The following is a 17632-nucleotide window of genomic DNA, read 5'->3' as shown; positions in this document are numbered from 1 at the left end:
CCACGGCAATGCGGGCGCGGGTGGTGGCGGTGGTCAGGCGACCTCGGACGAGTCCGAAGGCCCGGCGCGGCGAACAAACGCCTTTGCTATACTCCGCGCATGATAGCGAAAATCAATGATGACCGGGCGCTCGCGCTCGCCCGCGACGTGCTCGACATCGAGGCGGACGCCGTGCGCGCGCTGCGCGACCAGCTCGACGGCGGGTTCGTCCAGGCCGTCGCGCTGCTGCTCGGCTGCCGCGGCCGCGTGGTGGTATCCGGTATCGGCAAATCGGGGCATATCGCCCGCAAGATCGCGGCCACGCTGGCCAGCACCGGCACGCCGGCCTTCTTCGTCCACCCTGCCGAGGCCAGCCACGGCGACCTCGGGATGGTCACCTCCGACGACGTCTTCATCGGCATCTCCTATTCCGGCGAATCCGAAGAACTCGTGGCGATCCTGCCGCTCGTGAAGCGGATCGGCGCGAAGCTGATCGCGATCACGGGCCGCGCGGAATCGAGCCTCGGCACACTCGCCGACGTGAACCTGAACGCCGCGGTCTCGAAAGAGGCCTGCCCGATGAATCTCGCGCCCACGGCGAGCACGACCGCCGCGCTCGCACTCGGCGACGCGCTCGCCGTGGCGGTGCTCGACGCGCGCGGCTTCGGCTCGGAAGATTTCGCGCGCTCGCACCCGGGCGGCGCACTGGGCCGGCGCCTGCTCACCTACGTGCGTGACGTGATGCGCTCGGGCGACGACGTCCCGTCCGTCGGGCTCGACGCGACGCTGTCGGACGCCCTGTTCCAGATCACCGCGAAGCGCCTCGGCATGACCGCCGTGGTCGACGCCGGCGGCAAGGTCGCGGGCATCTTCACCGACGGCGACCTGCGCCGCGTGCTCGCGCGCGACGGCGACTTCCGCACGCTGCCGATCACCGACGTGATGACGCGCGACCCGCGCACGGTTGCGCCGGATCACCTGGCGGTCGAGGCCGTGGAACTGATGGAGCGCCACCGGATCAACCAGATGCTGGTGGTCGATGCCGACGGCGTGCTGATCGGCGCGCTGAACATGCACGACCTGTTTTCGAAGAAGGTGATCTGATGAGCGCAGCGCTGACTGCGGCCGAACGCGCGAGCCGCGTGAAGCTGATGATTTTCGACGTCGACGGTGTGCTGACCGACGGCGGCCTGCTGTTTACCGCGGCCGGCGACACGATGAAATCGTTCAATTCTCTCGACGGCCACGGCGTGAAGCTGCTCGGCGAAGCCGGCATCGCGACCGCGATCATCACGGGCCGCCGCTCGGAGATCGTCGCGGCGCGCGCGAAGGAAATGAAGATCGCGCACCTGTTCCAGGGCGTCGAGGACAAGCTCGCCGTGTTCACCGACCTGATCGCCTCGCTCGGCCTCACCGCCGACCAGTGCGGCTACATGGGCGACGATTGGCCCGACCTGCCCGTGATGCTGCGCTGCGGCCTCGCGACTGCCCCCGCGAACGCGCACCCCGAGGTGATCGCCCGCGCGCACTGGGTGGCCGAGGCCCGCGGCGGCCATGGCGCCGTCCGCGAAGTCTGCGACGCGATCCTGCGGGCGCAGCGCCGCTACGATGCGCTGCTCGCGGCCGCCTGCGGAGCCTGACGGATGAACAAGCATTTCCGCTGGACCCAGCTGCTGCCGCTCGCCGCGGTCGCCGCGCTCGCGGGCATCACCTGGTGGCTGCTGCAGGCCACGCTGCCGCCGCCCGGCGAGGGCACCGTGCAACCGAAGCGCCACACGCCCGACTATTTCGCGGACAACTTCTCGGTCACCGAGCTCGACCAGACCGGCACGACCCAGTACCGGCTGACGGCCGCGAAGCTGATCCATTACGAAGACACCGCAGACAGCGACCTGACCGATCCGGCCATGCGCGCGTTCCAGCCCGGCAAGCCGGTCGTGACGACCACCTCGAAGCGCGGCACCGTCAACGGCGACGTGTCGATCGTCGACTTGTACGACGACGCGCGCATCCTGCGTGCGGCCGGCGGCGGCGATCCGCAGATGCAGGCTGATTCCCAGCATTTCCGCATCTTCGTCAATGACGATGTGATCCAGACCGAAAAGCCGGTTAAACTTCAGCGCGGCCTGTCGCTCGTCAACGCGACCGACGGCATGAAGTACAACAACGTCACCCGGGTCATCGAGCTTTACGGCAACGTGCGCGGCACGATCGCCGCGCAGGACACGTCCGGCGGCTCGAAAGGTCAACCCAAGTGACGCATCCCTCACGTGACTGCATGAACGAATCGTTCCCTCGACAGATTTCCGGCGGCGCTGCGCGCGCCGTCCGCGCCGCGCTTGCCGCGACGCTCGTGGCGCTCCCGCTCGTCGGGCTGGCGCCGCTGGCCCATGCCGAGAAGGCCGACCAAAGCAAGCCGATCAACGTCGAGGCCGACAACCTGACCTATGACGACCTGAAGCAGGTCACGGTCGCGACCGGCAACGTCGTGATCACGAAGGGCACGATCATCATCAAGGGCGATCGCGTCGAAGTGCGCCAGGACCCGGAAGGCTATCAGTACGCCACTTCGTTCGGCAGCGGCAAGAAGCACGCGACGTTCCGCCAGAAACGCGAAGGCCTCGACGAATACATCGACGGCGACGCCGAGCGCATCGACTACGACGGCAAGCAGGACCTGACCACGCTGACCACCGCCGCGACCGTGCGCCGCCTGCAGGGTACGTCGACCATCGCCGATACCGTGCACGGCAGCGTGATCACGTACGACGGCCAGCGCGACTTCTACACCGCGAAGGGCGGCAAGGACGTCGCCGCGCCGGGCAACCCGAACGGCCGTGTGCGCGCGATGCTGTCGCCTAAGAACGGCGGCCCCGCGCCGCTGAACGGCGCGCCGGCAAAGCTGTCGCCGTCGACCACGATCCAGGGGGCGCCGGGCCAATGAACGCGCTACCGAACCGCCAGCCGGCCGGCACGACGAGCTCGCTCGTCGTCCGCAACCTGAAGAAGCGCTACGGCTCGCGCACGGTCGTCAAGGACGTGTCGCTCGACGTGAAAAGCGGCGAAGTCGTCGGCCTGCTCGGCCCGAACGGCGCCGGCAAGACCACGTCGTTCTACATGATTGTCGGCCTGGTGCCGCTCGACGCGGGCGAGATCTCGCTGAACGGCAGCTCGATCAGCCTGCTGCCGATCCACAAGCGCGCATCGCTCGGCCTGTCGTACCTGCCGCAGGAAGCGTCCGTGTTCCGCAAGCTGACCGTGGAGGAAAACATCCGCGCGGTGCTCGAGCTGCAGCACGGCGAAGACGGCAAGCGGCTGTCGAAGGACGCGATCTCGTCGCGCGCCGAAGCACTGCTCGACGAGCTGCAGATCGCCCATCTGCGCGAGAATCCCGCGCTGTCGCTGTCGGGCGGTGAACGGCGCCGGGTCGAAATCGCGCGCGCGCTGGCTACCAACCCGAACTTCATCCTGCTTGACGAACCGTTCGCCGGCGTCGACCCGATCGCGGTGCTCGAGATCCAGAAGATCGTCAAGTTCCTGAAGCAGCGCAACATCGGCGTGTTGATTACCGATCACAACGTCCGCGAAACGCTCGGCATCTGCGACCACGCCTACATCATCAGCGACGGCTCGGTGCTCGCCGCCGGTGCGCCGAGCGAAATCATCGAAAACGAAAGCGTACGCCGCGTGTACCTCGGCGAACACTTCCGGATGTAACTCCTCCTCGTGGCTGGCTGCACCCCGCCCGGCATGGCCGCGCGGGGCCGCGCCCCGCTTCGCGGCCATGCCCGCGGCCGGGCGGCGCGCCGCGCGTAATCGCGGATGGCTCAACGCGCCTGGGTCGTGGCAAACTGCCGGTATGACTCCCTCCTTGCCATGAAAGCCAGCCTTCAACTCCGCCTGTCGCAACACCTGGCGCTGACGCCCCAGCTACAGCAGTCGATCCGGCTCCTGCAGTTGTCGACGCTCGAATTGCAGCAGGAAGTCGCGATGGCCGTCGCGCAGAACCCGCTGCTCGAGAACGACGACGAATGGATCGCGAGCCCGCTGCGTGTCGCTGCGGACGGATCGCTGATCGCGCAGACGCCTCCCGCGCAGAACACCGAGCCCACTGCGACAAACGGTAGCAGTTCGTCGAGCGATCGTGCCGAGCGCGACGAGCCGGCCGGCGCGGACGAATACGACGGTTACGGGTCCGGCGACGGCAACGACGGCCCGCAGTGGAACCTCGACGAATTCGGCCGCTCGAGCGGCGCATCCGACGACGACGACCTCCCGCCGCTGCAGGTACAGGAAGCGGCGACGTCGCTGCGCGACCACCTGTCCGCGCAGTTGCGCGTCACGCAGGCCGGCCCGCGCGATCGCGCGCTCGTGATGTTCCTGATCGAATCGCTCGACGACGACGGCTACCTGACCGCCACGCTCGATGAAGTGCTCGCCGACCTGCCGCCCGAGCTGGAGATCGACTGCGACGAACTGAACGCGGCGCTCGCGCTGCTGCACAGCTTCGATCCGGCCGGGGTCGGTGCCCGTTCGGCATCCGAATGCCTGAAGCTGCAGTTGCTGCGCCTCGATCCGTCCCCGACACGCACGCTCGCGCTCGAGATCGTGTCGCAGCATCTCGAACTGCTCGCCGCCCGCGACTTCACGCGGTTGCGCAAGCACCTGAAGGCGAGCGACGACGCGCTGCGCGACGCGCACACGCTGATCCGTTCGCTGGAGCCGTTCCCCGGCGCCGCATACGGCAAGGCCGAGGCCGACTACGTCGTGCCCGACATCATCGTGAAGAAGGCCGGCCAGGGATGGCTCGCGGAGCTCAATCCGGAGGTCGTGCCGCGCCTGCGGATCAACAACCTTTACGCGAACATCCTGCGCAACAGCCGCGGCGATCCGTCGGCCGGTTCGCTCAAGCAGCAGCTCCAGGAAGCACGCTGGCTGATCAAGAACATCCAGCAGCGTTTCGACACGATCCTGCGTGTCGCGCAGGCGATTGTCGAGCGTCAAAAGAACTTCTTTGCGCACGGTGAAATTGCCATGCGCCCCTTGGTTTTGCGGGAAATAGCTGATACGCTGGGCCTACACGAGTCGACTGTCAGCCGTGTGACAACCGGGAAGTACATGCTGACCCCGTTCGGGACGCTTGAATTTAAGTACTTCTTCGGATCTCACGTTTCGACCGACACCGGTGGCGCCGCTTCGTCGACAGCCATCCGAGCCCTCATCAAGCAACTGATAGGAGCTGAAGACCCTAAATCGCCACTTTCGGACAGCCGCATTGCCGAGCTGCTGGCAGAACAAGGATTCGTGGTCGCGCGCCGCACGGTTGCGAAGTATCGCGAAGCCCTCAAGATCCCGGCAGTGAATCTGCGCAAGTCTCTTTAAGCCTGCTGCCTGCCCGGCGGCAGGCGTGTTCCGGCCACCGCGCACACGGGGAACAGGCCGGGCGACCTGTCCGCGGTACACCGCCTCGTGCGGTACGGGCAAGTCGACCGGAGCGCCGCCTCGATGCGGCCGGGTGGTCACTCGCTTGGAGAAGCACTATGAACCTGAAGATCAGTGGACATCATCTCGAAGTCACGCCTGCAATTCGCGAATACGTGATCACCAAGCTGGACCGGGTGCTACGGCATAGCGATCAGGTGATCGATGGCACTGTGATCCTCTCGGTCGACAACCACAAGGAAAAGGACAAGCAGCAGCGCGCGGAAATCAATCTGCACCTGAAGGGCAAGGACATCTTCGTCGAAAGCGCGAACGGTAACCTGTATGCCGCGATCGACCTGCTGATCGACAAGCTGGACCGCCAGGTCGTCAAGCACATGGAGCGCCTGCAAACGCACGCGCACGACCCGATCAAGCTTCAACCGTCGATCGACCAGATCGAACTGCCGCCGCAGTAACCTTCACCGCAACACACACGTCGCCCGGTTCGCCGGGCGTTTTTTTTGCGACTCCGCGCAGTGGTGTAACCGGTCCGTCCGCGCTGCGCCACGCACGCGGCTGTGCTCTATAATGTTCCGGTTATCGCCGGGGGGTGCTGGATGCGGTAGCTGCCTTGCAGGTTGCCGATGCCGAACGCCTTGATATCGCCGAACATGGATAATCAGTCTGCCGCCGCAAGGAGACCCCAGGCCGCCCAATCGCCTGCCAACATGAATCGCCTAGCCAAAATCCTGCCCATAGAGAACGTCGTCATCGACCTCTCAGTCACCAGCAAGAAACGCGTGTTCGAACAAGCCGGGCTGATGTTCGAGAATCAGAACGGCATCGCCCGCAGCACCGTCACGGACAACCTGTTCGCGCGCGAGCGCCTCGGCTCGACCGGGCTCGGCGAAGGCGTCGCGATTCCGCACGGGCGCATCAAGGGTCTCAAGCACCCGCTCGCCGCGTTCGTCCGGCTCGCCGATGCGATCCCGTTCGAAGCCCCCGACGGCCAACCGGTCGGCCTCCTGATCTTCCTGCTCGTGCCCGAGCAAGCCACCCAGCAGCACCTCGAGATCCTGTCGGAAATCGCGCAACTGCTGTCCGATCGCGACGCGCGCGAGCGTCTGCACAACGAAACGGATATCGCCGAGTTGCATCGCCTGCTCACTCAGTGGCAACCTTGAGTTGATCCGGGCGGAATATTTTCCCGTACGCGGCGGCACACGCCGCCGTTCAGGGCCGCCCGGCGCCGGCCCGGCATGGCGACGTCCGTCGCCGCGCGTACGCACCGGCCCATTGGAGTGACGAGAGTCATGGATACGTCCAGCATCAACGCCCAGAGCATCTTCGACGACAACGCGGCCACGCTGAAATTGAGCTGGCTGACGGGGCATGAAGGCTGGGAGCGCGGCTTTTCGGCCGACACCGTCGGCAATGCAACCTCGAGCGCCGACCTCGTCGGCCACCTGAACCTGATCCACCCGAACCGGATCCAGGTGCTCGGCGAAGCCGAAATCGACTACTACCAGCGACAAACCGACGAAGACCGCTCGCGCCACATGGCCGAGCTGATCGCGCTCGAGCCGCCGTTCCTCGTCGTCGCCGGCGGCGCCGCGGCGCCGCCCGAACTCGTGCTGCGCTGCACGCGCTCGTCGACCCCGTTGTTCACCACGCCCATGTCGGCCGCCGCGGTGATCGACAGCCTGCGGCTCTACATGTCGCGCATCCTCGCGCCGCGCGCGACGCTGCACGGCGTGTTCATCGACATCCTCGGGATGGGCGTGCTGCTGACCGGCGATTCGGGCCTCGGCAAGAGCGAACTCGGCCTCGAGCTGATCAGCCGCGGCCACGGCCTCGTAGCCGACGATGCAGTCGATTTCGTCCGACTTGGCCCCGATTTCGTCGAAGGGCGCTGCCCGCCGCTACTGCAGAACCTCCTTGAAGTACGCGGCCTCGGCCTGCTCGACATCAAGACGATTTTCGGCGAAACGGCCGTGCGGCGGAAAATGAAGCTGAAGCTGATCGTCCAGCTCGTGCGGCGCCCCGACGGCGAATTCCAGCGCCTGCCGCTCGAAAGCCAGACCGTCGACGTGCTCGGCCTGCCGATCAGCAAGGTCACGATCCAGGTGGCGGCCGGCCGCAACCTCGCGGTGCTCGTCGAGGCGGCCGTCCGGAACACGATCCTGCAGTTGCGCGGAATCGACACGTTGCGAGATTTCATGGATCGGCAACGACTCGCGATGCAAGATCCCGACAGTCAGTTCCCCGGCAAACTGGTGTAACCCGCACGCGCCGGCCACGCCACGCCGACGCGTCGAGCCGGTGCTATGATGAAACGTCAGGATTCTCTGCTTCCCATGCGCATCGTCCTCATCACCGGCATCTCCGGCTCAGGTAAGTCCGTCGCGCTGAACGCGCTCGAAGACGCAGGCTATTACTGCGTCGACAACCTGCCGCCGCACGTGCTCCCCGAACTCGCCCGCTACCTCGCCGAGGATGGCCAGCGCCGGCTGGCGGTCGCGATCGACGCGCGCTCGAGCGCGTCGCTCGACGAAATGCCCGGCCTGATCCGCGAGCTGTCGCGCGAGCACGACGTGCGTGTGCTGTTCCTCAACGCGAGCACCCAGGCGCTGATCCAGCGCTTCTCCGAAACGCGCCGCCGCCATCCGCTGTCGGGCTCGCGGTCGCACGATGCGGACGTCGGCCTGCTGTCGTCGCTCGAGGAGGCGATCGAGCGCGAGCGCGAGCTCGTCGCGCCGCTCGCCGAATTCGGCCACCAGATCGACACCAGCACGCTGCGCGCGAACGCGCTGCGTACTTGGGTCAAGCGCTTCATCGAGCAGAAGAACAACGACCTGATGGTGATGTTCGAATCGTTCGGCTTCAAGCGCGGCGTGCCGCTCGACGCCGACCTGATGTTCGACGTGCGCGCGCTGCCGAATCCGTACTACGACCACGAGTTGCGCCCGCTCACCGGGCTCGACCAGCCGGTCATCGCCTTTCTCGACGCACTGCCGATCGTCCACCAGATGATCGACGACATCCATGCGTTCCTGATGAAATGGCTGCCGCACTTCCGCGATGACAACCGCAGCTACCTGACCGTCGCCATCGGCTGCACGGGCGGGCAGCATCGGTCGGTATTCATCGCGGAAACGCTCGCCGCGCGCCTGGCGCACGACGCGAACGTGATCGTGCGGCATCGTGACGCGCCAGTGGATGTCGACGCGTCGTCGCGGCTCGTCTCCGAGGTCGACCGACCCTAGCGACGCCCGCCCCAACGCCCGCGCGCCATGTCCTCCCTATCGACCACCCTGATCGACCTGCCGCTGTTTCCCCTGCACACGGTGCTGTTCCCGGGGGGCCTGCTCCCGCTCAAGGTGTTCGAGGCGCGCTATCTCGACATGGCCCGCGCGTGCCTGCGCGACGACGCGCCGTTCGGCGTGTGCCTGCTGAAGAGCGGGCCGGAAGTCGCGCAGGACGGCGCGGTGTCGGTGCCCGAGACCATCGGCTGCATGGCGCGCATCACCGAATGCGATACCGGTGAATTCGGCATGCTGTACCTGCAGGCGGTCGGCACGCAGCGTTTCGAGCTGCTGTCGTATCGCGTCGAAGGCAACGGGCTGCTGGTCGGCATCGCGGAACCGCTGCCCGACGACATCCCGCTCGAAGGCGAGCAGACGCTCGCACAGTTCGGCTCGTGCGCCGAGGTGCTCGAGCGCATCATCAACGCACTGAAGAAGTCCGATCCGGAGAAAATGCCGTTCGGCGAACCGTTCCGCCTCGACGATCCGAGCTGGGTGTCGAACCGGCTCGCGGAACTGCTGCCGCTCGACCTGCGTGCACGGCAGAAGCTGATGGAGTTTCCGGACGTCGGCGCGCGCATCGACGCCGTGCACCACGTGCTGGACCGGCACGGCTGGTTATAGCGCGCCCGGGAGCTGTCGCTTTGCCCGGGCCATCCGGGAGATGGCGTCCCGCGAGGGGCTTTCTTCCAGGCGAAAGGCCGGGCCGGCGTTTTCCGAAGCGCCCCAAACAGCCGCTTCGCGCCACCCAGGCAGAGGCGACCTACGTCGTCGCGAATAACCACGAGCGTCCGACGTTTCCCTGAAAGCGCGGCATGCGCCGCGCCCCTCCCCCGTCGTTACAGCAGCGGCCCGCTCAGCGCATCGAGCAGCTTGCGCACGGGCGCCGGCACACCATACGCGTCGAGCCGGCTCAGCGGCACCCAGGCGGTGTCCGCGTCCCGCGCGCCGGCGGGCAGGCCGCCGGCAGCCAGGTCGCTCAGGCGCGGCTCGATCTCGAGCCGGAAATGCGTGAACGTGTGCGTGAGCGGCGCGAGCCGCACCGTGCCGCCACCGCCGAAGCCGCGTGCGAGTTCCGCGAGCGCGGCGTCACCGTCCGCTTGCGGCAGGCTCCACAGCCCGCCCCAGATGCCGGTCGGCGGCCGCCGCTCGAGCAGCACGGCGTCACCGTCGCGCAGCACGAGCATCCAGGTCTTGCGGGTCGGCACGGCCTTCTTCGGACGCGCGGCCGGCAGTTCGCGCTGGCGGCCCGTCGATTGCGCAACGCAGTCGCCCGCGAACGGGCAGCGCGCGCAATCGGGCTTGCCACGCACGCACAGCGTCGCGCCGAGATCCATCAGGCCCTGCGTATACGCACTCACGTCGGCCGCGTTCGCGGCGTCGGGCAACAGCGATTCGGCAAGCGCCCACATGTCGTTCTCGACACGCTTCTCGCCCGGGAAGCCCTCGACGCCGAACACCCGCGCAAGCACGCGCTTCACGTTGCCGTCGAGAATCGTCGCGCGCGCGCCGTATGCGAACGACGCGATCGCCGCGGCCGTCGAACGGCCGATGCCCGGCAGTTCGGCCAGCGCGTCGGGCGTTGCCGGAAACGCCCCGCCGTGCTCGGCGACGACGACCTGCGCGCAGCGGTGCAGGTTGCGCGCTCGCGAGTAGTAGCCGAGCCCTGCCCACAGTGCCATCACGTCGTCGGTCGGCGCGGCCGCGAGCGCGGCGACGTCGGGGTAGCGTTCGAGAAAGCGCGTGTAATACGGGATGACGGTCGACACCTGCGTCTGCTGCAGCATGATTTCCGACAGCCAGATCCGGTACGGATCACGGGTGTTCTGCCACGGCAGATCGTGGCGGCCATGTTCGCGCTGCCACGCGACCAGGCGCGTGGCGAACGAGCGATGCAGCGGCGTGACGGGGAACGGAGCGGGGGCGATGCGGGGCGGCTTCAAGTTATCTGATCGGGGAAAGAGGTTTCAACGCTGGCAGGTCGGGCAGAAATAGGTCGACCGCTGACCCTGCACGATCTGGCGGATCGGCGTGTTGCACACGCGGCATGGCTGGCCCGCGCGGTCGTAGACGAAGCAGTCGAGCTGGAAATAGCCGCTTTCGCCGTTGCTGCCGACGAAATCGCGCAATGTGCTGCCGCCGCGCTCGATCGCGTCGGCAAGCGTCGCGCGCACGGCGTCAGCCAGCCGCTCGTAACGCGGCAGCGATACCTTGACGGCGGCCGTCGTCGGCCGGATGCCGGCGCGAAACAGGCTCTCCGACGCATAGATGTTGCCGACGCCGACGACCATGTCGCCCGCGAGCAGCGCCTGCTTCACCGACACGGTGCGCCCGCGCGTGCGCGCGTGCAGCAGCGCGCCGGTAAACGCCGGCGAGAACGGCTCGACGCCGAGGCTCGCGAGGAGCGGATGCGCGTGCACGTCGCCCGCTTCGCGCGGGTGCCACAGCACCGCGCCGAAACGGCGCGGATCGCGGAACCGGAGCACGAATTCGTCGAAGATCCAGTCGATGTGGTCATGCTTCGCGGCGACCGGCACGCCGGCCGCGGGCAGCACGCGCAGCGTGCCCGTCATGCCGAGGTGGACGATGAACCAGCCCGCGTCGACCTCGAACAGCAGGTACTTGCCGCGACGCTCGACGGCGAGCACCTCGCGCGCGCGCAACTGCTCGGCGAGCCCGGCCGGCACGGGCCAGCGCAGCATCTCGGTACGGACGTCGACACGCTCGACGCGGCGGCCCGCGACAAAGGGCGCGATGCCCCGGCGCGTGACTTCGACTTCTGGCAACTCTGGCATTGTTTGCGGGTCTGAGACTGGATTCACGATCGTGCGTGTATTGTAGCGAGCGCGTTACAATCGGTTGAAACATCGAACGGATTTCCATGACCTTGCCCTCGAAGCTGCTTCAGAAGCGCCCCGCCGCCGTGCGCGGCGCGCGCGCCTTCCCGGTCCGCCGTGCACTCGGCGCCGCGCTGTTTGCCGCCTGGACCCTCACCGCCTTCCCGGCCCACGCGCAGGATCCGGCATCGGACGACGCGGAGTCGCAAGGTGCGTTCGAGCATGTGATGCCGGACGAGAAAAAGGATCTCCCCGGCGTTCCGCTGACGAGCCAGATCGTCTACCAGGTGCTCGCCGCCGAGGTCGCGCTGCAGCGTAGCCAGCCCGCGCCGGCCTACCAGACCTACCTCGCGCTCGCCCGCGACACGCGCGATCCGCGCATGGCGCAGCGTGCGACCGAGATCGCGCTCGGCGCGCAGAGCCCGGCCGACGCGCTGTCTGCCGCGAACCTGTGGCGCCAGTACGCACCGGATTCGAACCGCGCATCGCAGGTCGACGCCGCGCTGCTGGTGCTCGCCGGCAAGCCGGCCGACGCGCAGCCGATGCTCGCGCGCGAACTGGCCCGGGCGACCGGCGAGACGCGCGGGCCGGCCATCCTCGCGCTGCAGGCGCTGCTCGTGCGCGGCTCCGACCGCGTCGGCGGCCTCGCGGTGCTGAAGGACATGCTGAAGAACGACCTGAACCGGCCCGAGGCCCAGCTCGCGATCGCGCGCCAGCAGCTCGCGGTCGACGACAAGGACGGCGCCGCGCAGTCGCTGAAGCAGGCGCTGCAGCTCCGCCCCGACTACCTGCCGGCGGCCCTGATGCTGTCGCAGATGGGGCCGGCGGAACGCGCGGCGGGCATCGCGTCGTTCGAGAAGTATGTTCAGCAGAATCCGAAGTCGCGCGATGCGCGGCTCGCGCTGTCGCAGCTCTATCTCGCCGACGATCGCCTCGACGACGCGCAGAAGCAGTTCGAGACGATGCGCAAGCTCGACTCGAAGGATCCGACGCCGCTGATGGCGCTTGCGCTGATCAAGATCCAGCAGAAGAAGCTCGACGAAGCGACCGGCTACCTGAAGCAGTACGTACAGCTCGGCGACAAGCAGCCGAACCTCGACGTCGGCCAGGGCTACATCTACCTCGCGCAGATCGCGATCGACCAGAACAACGACGCGCAGGCGTCGCAATGGCTCGACAAGGTCGACCAGACGAGCCAGCACTACCTGCCCGCGCAGATCACGCGCGCGCAGCTGCTGCAAAAACAGGGCAAGACCGACGAGGCGCGCAAGGTGCTCGACGACCTGCCGATCACGGATCCGCGCGATGCGGCCGTGGTCGCACGCACCGACGCGTCGATCCTGTTCACCGCGAAGCGCTACCCGGAAGCCGAGGCACGGCTCGGGCAGGCGGTCCAGGACTTCCCCGACGATCCCGACCTGCGCTACGACTACGCGATGGCGGCCGAAAAGACCGGCCACTACACGACGATGGAAAAGCAGCTGCGCGAGCTGATCCGCACGCAGCCCGACAATCCGCAGGCGTACAACGCGCTCGGCTATTCGCTCGCCGACCGCAACCAGCGGCTGCCCGAAGCCAGCAAGCTGATCGACAAGGCGATGACGCTCGCGCCGAACGACGCGTACATCATGGACAGCCTCGGCTGGGTGAAGTACCGGATGGGCGATACGGCCGGCGCGGCGAAGGTGCTGCGGCGCGCGTACGAACTGCAGCCGAATGCCGAGATCGGCGCGCATCTCGGCGAAGTGCTGTGGAAGAGCGGCGCGCAGGACGATGCGCGTTCCGCATGGCGTGACGCGCAGAAGCTCGAGCCCGACAACGAAACGCTCGTGCAGACGCTCAAACGCCTGCAGATCAACGGCCTCTGATGCAGATGTTCCCGATGTTTTCCCTGTCCTCCCGTGCGCAGCGCACGCTGGCCGCGGCCGGCGCGGCGCTTGTGCTCGCCGGCTGCGCGAGCACGCCGCCGTCGGCCAACGCGCCGACGGCCGCCGCGCTGCAGACGGCCGCGACGCATGCCTACCATGGCCGCTTCGCGGTACGGTACGACGATCGTCTCGGCAATCCGCAGAACGTGTACGGCAACTTCGACTGGCAGGAGCACGGCGACGACGTGTCGCTCGAGCTGCGCAGTCCGCTCGGCCAGACGCTTGCGGTCGTGAAGTCGACGCCGCAGGCGGCATCGCTCGAATTGCCGAACCGTCCGACGCAATATGCGCCGGACGTCGGCGACCTGATGCAGAAAACGCTCGGCTTCGAACTGCCGCTCGCGGGCCTGCGCTACTGGCTGCTGCCGACCGCCGCGCCTGCCACGCCTGCGGAAACGGTGCGCGATCCGGCCGACGGTGCACACGTCAAGCAGATCCGCCAGGACGGCTGGACGATCGACTACCTTGCCTACGCGGATGCCCCGGCCACGGGCGTCAAACGCGTCAACCTCGTGCGCGCGACACCGCCGCTCGACATCAAGCTCGTGCTCGATCAGTGAGCACCCGCCCAGCCCAGATATACGCATGACCGATTCGACCCGCTCGCTGCGCAACTGCCTTGCGCCCGCGAAACTCAACCTGTTCCTGCACATCACCGGCCGCCGCCCGAACGGCTATCACGATCTGCAAAGCGTGTTCCAGTTGCTGAACTGGGGCGACACCCTGCACTTCACGCTGCGCGACGACGGTCGCGTCGCGCGCGTCACCGACGTGCCCGGCGTGCCCGAGGAAAGCGATCTGGTCGTGCGCGCGGCCAACCTGCTGAAAGCGCATACGGGCACCGCGCACGGTGTCGACATCGAGATCGACAAGTGCCTGCCCATGGGGGCCGGCCTCGGCGGCGGCAGCTCCGACGCGGCGACGACGCTGCTCGCGCTGAACCGCCTGTGGCAACTCGACCTGCCGCGCGCCGAGCTTCAATCGCTCGCGGTAAAACTCGGCGCTGACGTCCCGTTTTTTATTTTTGGAAAAAATGCGTTCGCAGAGGGTATCGGAGAAGAATTAGCTGAGGTACAATTGCCGACTCGCTGGTTCTTGGTTGTAACGCCCCGCGTTCATGTCCCAACCGCTGAAATATTTTCAGATGAGTTGTTGACAAGAGATTCGAAGCGCGTCACAATTACGGACTTTCTTGCACAGCAAAGCAGCGACGCGGGATGGCCAGATAGTTTCGGTCGGAACGATATGCAGCAAGTTGTGACAAGTAAGTACGCGGAAGTTGCGCAGGTGGTCAAATGGTTGTATGATGTGACCCCCGCGAGGATGACCGGTTCCGGAGCAAGCGTGTTTGCAGCGTTTCGCAGCAAGCACGAGGCAGAAGCGGCGAAAGCCAAGCTGCCCGCCAGTTGGAATGGCGCAGTTGCCGAGAGCCTGAATGAGCATCCGCTCTTCGCTTTCGCGTCATGAAGTTTTACTTTGTCGAACGGCCTACACGAGTTCGGTAAAGTTATCAGTTAAGTGTAGGGGAGTCGCCAAGTTGGTCAAGGCACCGGATTTTGATTCCGGCATGCGAGGGTTCGAGTCCTTCCTCCCCTGCCAAAAATTTTCCCGCATTTCCCGCCCAAGCCTGAAGCAGGTGCACGATGAGCAGCCACAGCCATGATGGCCTGATGGTCTTTACTGGCAACGCGAATCCCGCGCTCGCCCAGGAAGTCGTCAATATCCTTGGAATCCCCCTCGGCAAAGCAATGGTCAGCCGTTTCTCCGACGGCGAGATCCAGGTCGAGATCCAGGAAAACGTGCGCGGCAAGGACGTCTTCGTCCTGCAATCCACGTGCGCACCGACGAACGACAACCTGATGGAACTGATGATCATGGTCGATGCGCTCAAGCGCGCATCCGCCGGCCGGATCACTGCAGCCATCCCCTACTTCGGCTACGCCCGTCAGGATCGCCGCCCGCGTTCGGCGCGCGTCGCGATCTCGGCGAAGGTCGTCGCGAACATGCTGGAAATTGCCGGCGTCGAGCGGATCATCACGATGGATCTGCACGCCGACCAGATTCAAGGCTTCTTCGACATCCCGGTCGACAACATCTACGCAACGCCGATCCTGCTGGGTGACCTGCGCAAGCAGAACTACCCGGATCTGCTCGTCGTGTCGCCGGACGTCGGCGGCGTGGTGCGTGCCCGGGCACTCGCGAAGCAGCTCAACTGCGATCTCGCGATCATCGACAAGCGTCGCCCGAAGGCGAACGTCTCCGAAGTGATGAACATCATCGGTGAAGTCGAAGGCCGCACCTGCGTGATCATGGACGACATGGTCGATACGGCAGGCACGCTCTGCAAGGCCGCGCAAGTGCTGAAAGAGCGCGGCGCGAAGCAGGTCTTCGCCTACGCGACGCACCCGGTGCTGTCGGGTGGCGCAGGTGATCGCATCGCCGCATCGGCACTCGACGAGCTGGTCGTCACCGACACGATCCCGCTGTCCGCCGAATCGCTCGGCTGCTCGAAGATCCGTGCACTGACGAGTGCGAGCCTGCTGGCCGAAACGTTCTCGCGGATCCGCCGCGGCGACTCCGTGATGTCGCTGTTCGCGGAATCCTGATCGCGAATCGACTGAACAAAGCATGCGCAGAAAGCGAAGCGGCAACGCTTCGCTTTTTGCACAATCGGGCGGGATAGACGAAACCCCGTTCGTTTCATCGGGGGCCGCAGTTTGACGGCCCCGTTTTACTGCCTGGTCGCGGGCAGCTATTGGAGAATCACATGAAAGTCGTCGCTTTCGAGCGCCAAGAGCAAGGTACGGGTGCGAGCCGCCGCCTGCGCAACGCTGGTAAGACCACGGGTATCGTTTACGGTGGCGAAGCAGCCCCGCAAAAGATCGAACTCGATCACAACGCCCTGTGGCACGCCCTGAAGAAGGAAGCTTTCCACTCGTCGATCCTCGACCTCGAAGTGGCTGGCCAGTCGCAACAGGTTCTGCTGCGCGACGTGCAATACCACCCGTTCAAGCAACTGGTGCTGCACGTGGACTTCCAACGCGTTGACGCGAAGAAGAAGCTGCACACGAAGGCTCCGCTGCACTTCCTGAACGCGGAAATCAGCCCGGCCGTGAAGCTGTCGAGCGCGATCGTTTCGCACGTCGCGACGGAAATCGAAATCGAGTGCCTGCCGGCTGACCTGCCGGAGTTCCTCGAAGTCGACCTGTCGAAGATCGAAGCCGGTCAATCGCTGCACGCGAAGGACATCACGCTGCCGAAGGGCGTCGCGCTGGTCGCGCACGTCGACGCGGAAAACCCGGTTGTCGCATCGGCGACGGTCCCGGCTGGTGCCGTGTCGGACGCAGCAGAAGGCGAAACGCCGGCTGCCTGAGCGGGCTGCCCACGCGCCCCATCGATCCGTTTCACGAAACGGTCGACGCAACCCGCCGCGGCTTGCCCGGCGGGTTTTTCTTTTTCTGCGCCCAGGCGGCCGTTGCCGCCTTCGAAACGTCATGATCAAACTGATCGTCGGCCTCGGCAATCCCGGGGCGGAATACACCGCGACGCGCCACAACGCCGGCTTCTGGCTGATCGACCAGCTCGCCCGCGAAGCCGGCACGACGCTGCGCGACGAGCGCCGCTTCCATGGCTTCTACGCGAAAGCGCGCCTGCACGGCGAAGAAGTCCACCTGCTCGAGCCGCAAACCTACATGAACCGCTCCGGCCAGTCGGTCGTCGCACTCGCGCAATTCTTCAAGATCCTGCCCGACCAGATCCTCGTCGCGCACGACGAGCTCGACCTGCCGCCCGGCACCGTGAAGCTCAAGCTCGGCGGCGGCAGCGGCGGCCACAACGGCCTGAAGGACATCACCGCGCACCTGTCGTCGCAGCAGTACTGGCGGCTGCGGATCGGCATCGGCCATCCGCGCGACCTGATTCCGGAAAGCGCGCGCGCCGGCGCGAAGCCCGACGTCGCGAACTTCGTGCTGAAGCCGCCGCGTCGCGAGGAACAGGACGTGATCGACGCGTCGATCGAACGCGCACTCGCCGTGATGCCGATGGTCGTCAAGGGCGAACTCGACCGCGCGACGATGCAGCTGCATCGCAACTGATCGCATCGCACCGCTCCAGTGCATAGAGCCGTCCGGTTTCGCCGGACGGCTCTATGCACTGGAGC

The 17632-nt window shown here is 66.4% G+C and carries 19 protein-coding genes and 1 tRNA gene; 18 read left to right on the top strand and 2 right to left on the bottom strand.

All coding sequences use genetic code 11. From position 1 onward, the window contains the following. Positions 1-99 precede the first annotated feature (99 nt). The 11 genes from kdsD to FFS49_RS35545 all read left to right on the top strand — a co-directional run bounded on the left by kdsD (position 100) and on the right by FFS49_RS35545 (position 9332). On the top strand, positions 100-1083 hold the full coding sequence (gene kdsD / locus FFS49_RS35595; protein WP_039345999.1) for an arabinose 5-phosphate isomerase KdsD: 984 nt from the start codon (positions 100-102) through the stop codon (positions 1081-1083). Beyond that, on the top strand, positions 1083-1619 hold the full coding sequence (locus tag FFS49_RS35590; RefSeq protein WP_039346001.1) for an HAD family hydrolase: 537 nt from the start codon (positions 1083-1085) through the stop codon (positions 1617-1619). Before kdsD ends, FFS49_RS35590 begins: the two co-directional genes overlap by 1 nt. Positions 1620-1622: 3 nt before the next feature. After that, positions 1623-2237 carry an LPS export ABC transporter periplasmic protein LptC gene (lptC, locus tag FFS49_RS35585; RefSeq protein ID WP_105815129.1) on the top strand — a complete coding sequence of 205 codons (615 nt, stop codon included), beginning with the start codon at positions 1623-1625 and terminating at the stop codon, positions 2235-2237. A gap of 20 nt (positions 2238-2257) precedes the next feature. Then, the gene (lptA, locus tag FFS49_RS35580) at positions 2258-2923 is read left to right on the top strand and encodes a lipopolysaccharide transport periplasmic protein LptA (RefSeq protein ID WP_039346006.1); all 666 of its coding nucleotides are present in this window, start codon (positions 2258-2260) and stop codon (positions 2921-2923) included. Continuing rightward, complete coding sequence (gene lptB, locus FFS49_RS35575; RefSeq protein WP_039346017.1) at positions 2920-3696, top strand: LPS export ABC transporter ATP-binding protein; 777 nt, start codon at positions 2920-2922, stop codon at positions 3694-3696. Before lptA ends, lptB begins: the two co-directional genes overlap by 4 nt. Before the next feature lie 159 nt (positions 3697-3855). After that, on the top strand, positions 3856-5361 hold the full coding sequence (locus FFS49_RS35570; RefSeq protein WP_105815128.1) for an RNA polymerase factor sigma-54: 1506 nt from the start codon (positions 3856-3858) through the stop codon (positions 5359-5361). Between the two features lie 158 nt (positions 5362-5519). Beyond that, positions 5520-5879 (top strand): ribosome-associated translation inhibitor RaiA, encoded by a 360-nt coding sequence (raiA, locus tag FFS49_RS35565; RefSeq protein WP_006477786.1) that lies wholly within the window; start codon positions 5520-5522, stop codon positions 5877-5879. Positions 5880-6047: 168 nt separating this feature from the next. Then, complete coding sequence (locus FFS49_RS35560; protein ID WP_011353226.1) at positions 6048-6587, top strand: PTS sugar transporter subunit IIA; 540 nt, start codon at positions 6048-6050, stop codon at positions 6585-6587. 129 nt (positions 6588-6716) lie between these two features. Then, the gene (hprK, locus tag FFS49_RS35555; RefSeq protein WP_011353227.1) at positions 6717-7685 is read left to right on the top strand and encodes an HPr(Ser) kinase/phosphatase; all 969 of its coding nucleotides are present in this window, start codon (positions 6717-6719) and stop codon (positions 7683-7685) included. Between the two features lie 75 nt (positions 7686-7760). After that, entirely contained in the window at positions 7761-8669 is a 909-nt protein-coding gene (gene rapZ / locus FFS49_RS35550) for an RNase adapter RapZ (protein ID WP_039346027.1), read from the top strand. A gap of 27 nt (positions 8670-8696) precedes the next feature. Further along, the gene (locus tag FFS49_RS35545) at positions 8697-9332 is read left to right on the top strand and encodes an LON peptidase substrate-binding domain-containing protein (protein ID WP_039346030.1); all 636 of its coding nucleotides are present in this window, start codon (positions 8697-8699) and stop codon (positions 9330-9332) included. 215 nt (positions 9333-9547) lie between these two features. Here FFS49_RS35545 and mutY read toward each other — a convergent pair whose 3' ends face one another. Continuing rightward, positions 9548-10651, bottom strand: coding sequence for an A/G-specific adenine glycosylase (mutY, locus tag FFS49_RS35540; RefSeq protein WP_039346033.1), 1104 nt, complete (start codon positions 10649-10651; stop codon positions 9548-9550). 24 nt (positions 10652-10675) lie between these two features. Continuing rightward, complete coding sequence (mutM, locus tag FFS49_RS35535) at positions 10676-11503, bottom strand: bifunctional DNA-formamidopyrimidine glycosylase/DNA-(apurinic or apyrimidinic site) lyase (protein WP_137951046.1); 828 nt, start codon at positions 11501-11503, stop codon at positions 10676-10678. An 86-nt stretch (positions 11504-11589) separates the two neighbouring features. Here mutM and FFS49_RS35530 point away from each other — a divergent pair, with 86 nt between their 5' ends. The 7 genes from FFS49_RS35530 (at position 11590) to pth (ending at position 17567) form a co-directional block, all read left to right on the top strand. After that, complete coding sequence (locus FFS49_RS35530; protein WP_039346039.1) at positions 11590-13413, top strand: tetratricopeptide repeat protein; 1824 nt, start codon at positions 11590-11592, stop codon at positions 13411-13413. Next, positions 13413-14033 carry a lipoprotein insertase outer membrane protein LolB gene (gene lolB, locus FFS49_RS35525; RefSeq protein WP_105815127.1) on the top strand — a complete coding sequence of 207 codons (621 nt, stop codon included), beginning with the start codon at positions 13413-13415 and terminating at the stop codon, positions 14031-14033. Before FFS49_RS35530 ends, lolB begins: the two co-directional genes overlap by 1 nt. A 25-nt stretch (positions 14034-14058) precedes the next feature. After that, entirely contained in the window at positions 14059-14940 is an 882-nt protein-coding gene (gene ispE, locus FFS49_RS35520; RefSeq protein ID WP_105815126.1) for a 4-(cytidine 5'-diphospho)-2-C-methyl-D-erythritol kinase, read from the top strand. 55 nt (positions 14941-14995) lie between these two features. Next, positions 14996-15072: transfer RNA gene (locus FFS49_RS35515), tRNA-Gln, on the top strand. A 44-nt stretch (positions 15073-15116) separates the two neighbouring features. Next, positions 15117-16079: a ribose-phosphate pyrophosphokinase gene (locus FFS49_RS35510; protein WP_027789096.1), complete on the top strand. Its 963-nt coding sequence runs from the start codon at positions 15117-15119 to the stop codon at positions 16077-16079. A gap of 161 nt (positions 16080-16240) precedes the next feature. Then, a complete protein-coding gene (locus tag FFS49_RS35505; RefSeq protein ID WP_039346059.1) occupies positions 16241-16846 on the top strand; it encodes a 50S ribosomal protein L25/general stress protein Ctc in 606 nt (201 codons plus the stop codon). A 121-nt stretch (positions 16847-16967) separates the two neighbouring features. Next, positions 16968-17567 carry an aminoacyl-tRNA hydrolase gene (gene pth, locus FFS49_RS35500; protein WP_006477776.1) on the top strand — a complete coding sequence of 200 codons (600 nt, stop codon included), beginning with the start codon at positions 16968-16970 and terminating at the stop codon, positions 17565-17567. Positions 17568-17632 lie beyond the last annotated feature (65 nt).

Source organism: Burkholderia sp. 4NA327C6, assembly GCF_005502655.1.
Lineage (GTDB): Bacteria > Pseudomonadota > Gammaproteobacteria > Burkholderiales > Burkholderiaceae > Burkholderia > Burkholderia contaminans.
The sequence above is the reverse complement of the archived record's forward strand: the minus strand, read 5'-3'. Positions and strand labels throughout refer to the sequence as shown.

What these genes read in the sequence shown, in the direction of transcription:
- rapZ (WP_039346027.1), top strand. Translation starts at nt 7,761, where the DNA reads ATGCGCATCGTCCTCATCACCGGCATCTCCGGCTCAGGTAAGTCCGTC.
- FFS49_RS35570 (WP_105815128.1), top strand. Translation starts at nt 3,856, where the DNA reads ATGAAAGCCAGCCTTCAACTCCGCCTGTCGCAACACCTGGCGCTGACG.
- pth (WP_006477776.1), top strand. Translation starts at nt 16,968, where the DNA reads ATGATCAAACTGATCGTCGGCCTCGGCAATCCCGGGGCGGAATACACC.
- raiA (WP_006477786.1), top strand. Translation starts at nt 5,520, where the DNA reads ATGAACCTGAAGATCAGTGGACATCATCTCGAAGTCACGCCTGCAATT.
- FFS49_RS35545 (WP_039346030.1), top strand. Translation starts at nt 8,697, where the DNA reads ATGTCCTCCCTATCGACCACCCTGATCGACCTGCCGCTGTTTCCCCTG.
- hprK (WP_011353227.1), top strand. Translation starts at nt 6,717, where the DNA reads ATGGATACGTCCAGCATCAACGCCCAGAGCATCTTCGACGACAACGCG.
- FFS49_RS35560 (WP_011353226.1), top strand. Translation starts at nt 6,048, where the DNA reads ATGCCGAACGCCTTGATATCGCCGAACATGGATAATCAGTCTGCCGCC.
- kdsD (WP_039345999.1), top strand. Translation starts at nt 100, where the DNA reads ATGATAGCGAAAATCAATGATGACCGGGCGCTCGCGCTCGCCCGCGAC.
- lptC (WP_105815129.1), top strand. Translation starts at nt 1,623, where the DNA reads ATGAACAAGCATTTCCGCTGGACCCAGCTGCTGCCGCTCGCCGCGGTC.
- FFS49_RS35530 (WP_039346039.1), top strand. Translation starts at nt 11,590, where the DNA reads ATGACCTTGCCCTCGAAGCTGCTTCAGAAGCGCCCCGCCGCCGTGCGC.
- lptA (WP_039346006.1), top strand. Translation starts at nt 2,258, where the DNA reads ATGAACGAATCGTTCCCTCGACAGATTTCCGGCGGCGCTGCGCGCGCC.
- ispE (WP_105815126.1), top strand. Translation starts at nt 14,059, where the DNA reads ATGACCGATTCGACCCGCTCGCTGCGCAACTGCCTTGCGCCCGCGAAA.
- lptB (WP_039346017.1), top strand. Translation starts at nt 2,920, where the DNA reads ATGAACGCGCTACCGAACCGCCAGCCGGCCGGCACGACGAGCTCGCTC.
- lolB (WP_105815127.1), top strand. Translation starts at nt 13,413, where the DNA reads ATGCAGATGTTCCCGATGTTTTCCCTGTCCTCCCGTGCGCAGCGCACG.
- FFS49_RS35510 (WP_027789096.1), top strand. Translation starts at nt 15,117, where the DNA reads ATGAGCAGCCACAGCCATGATGGCCTGATGGTCTTTACTGGCAACGCG.
- mutM (WP_137951046.1), bottom strand. Translation starts at nt 11,503, where the DNA reads ATGCCAGAGTTGCCAGAAGTCGAAGTCACGCGCCGGGGCATCGCGCCC.
- FFS49_RS35505 (WP_039346059.1), top strand. Translation starts at nt 16,241, where the DNA reads ATGAAAGTCGTCGCTTTCGAGCGCCAAGAGCAAGGTACGGGTGCGAGC.
- FFS49_RS35590 (WP_039346001.1), top strand. Translation starts at nt 1,083, where the DNA reads ATGAGCGCAGCGCTGACTGCGGCCGAACGCGCGAGCCGCGTGAAGCTG.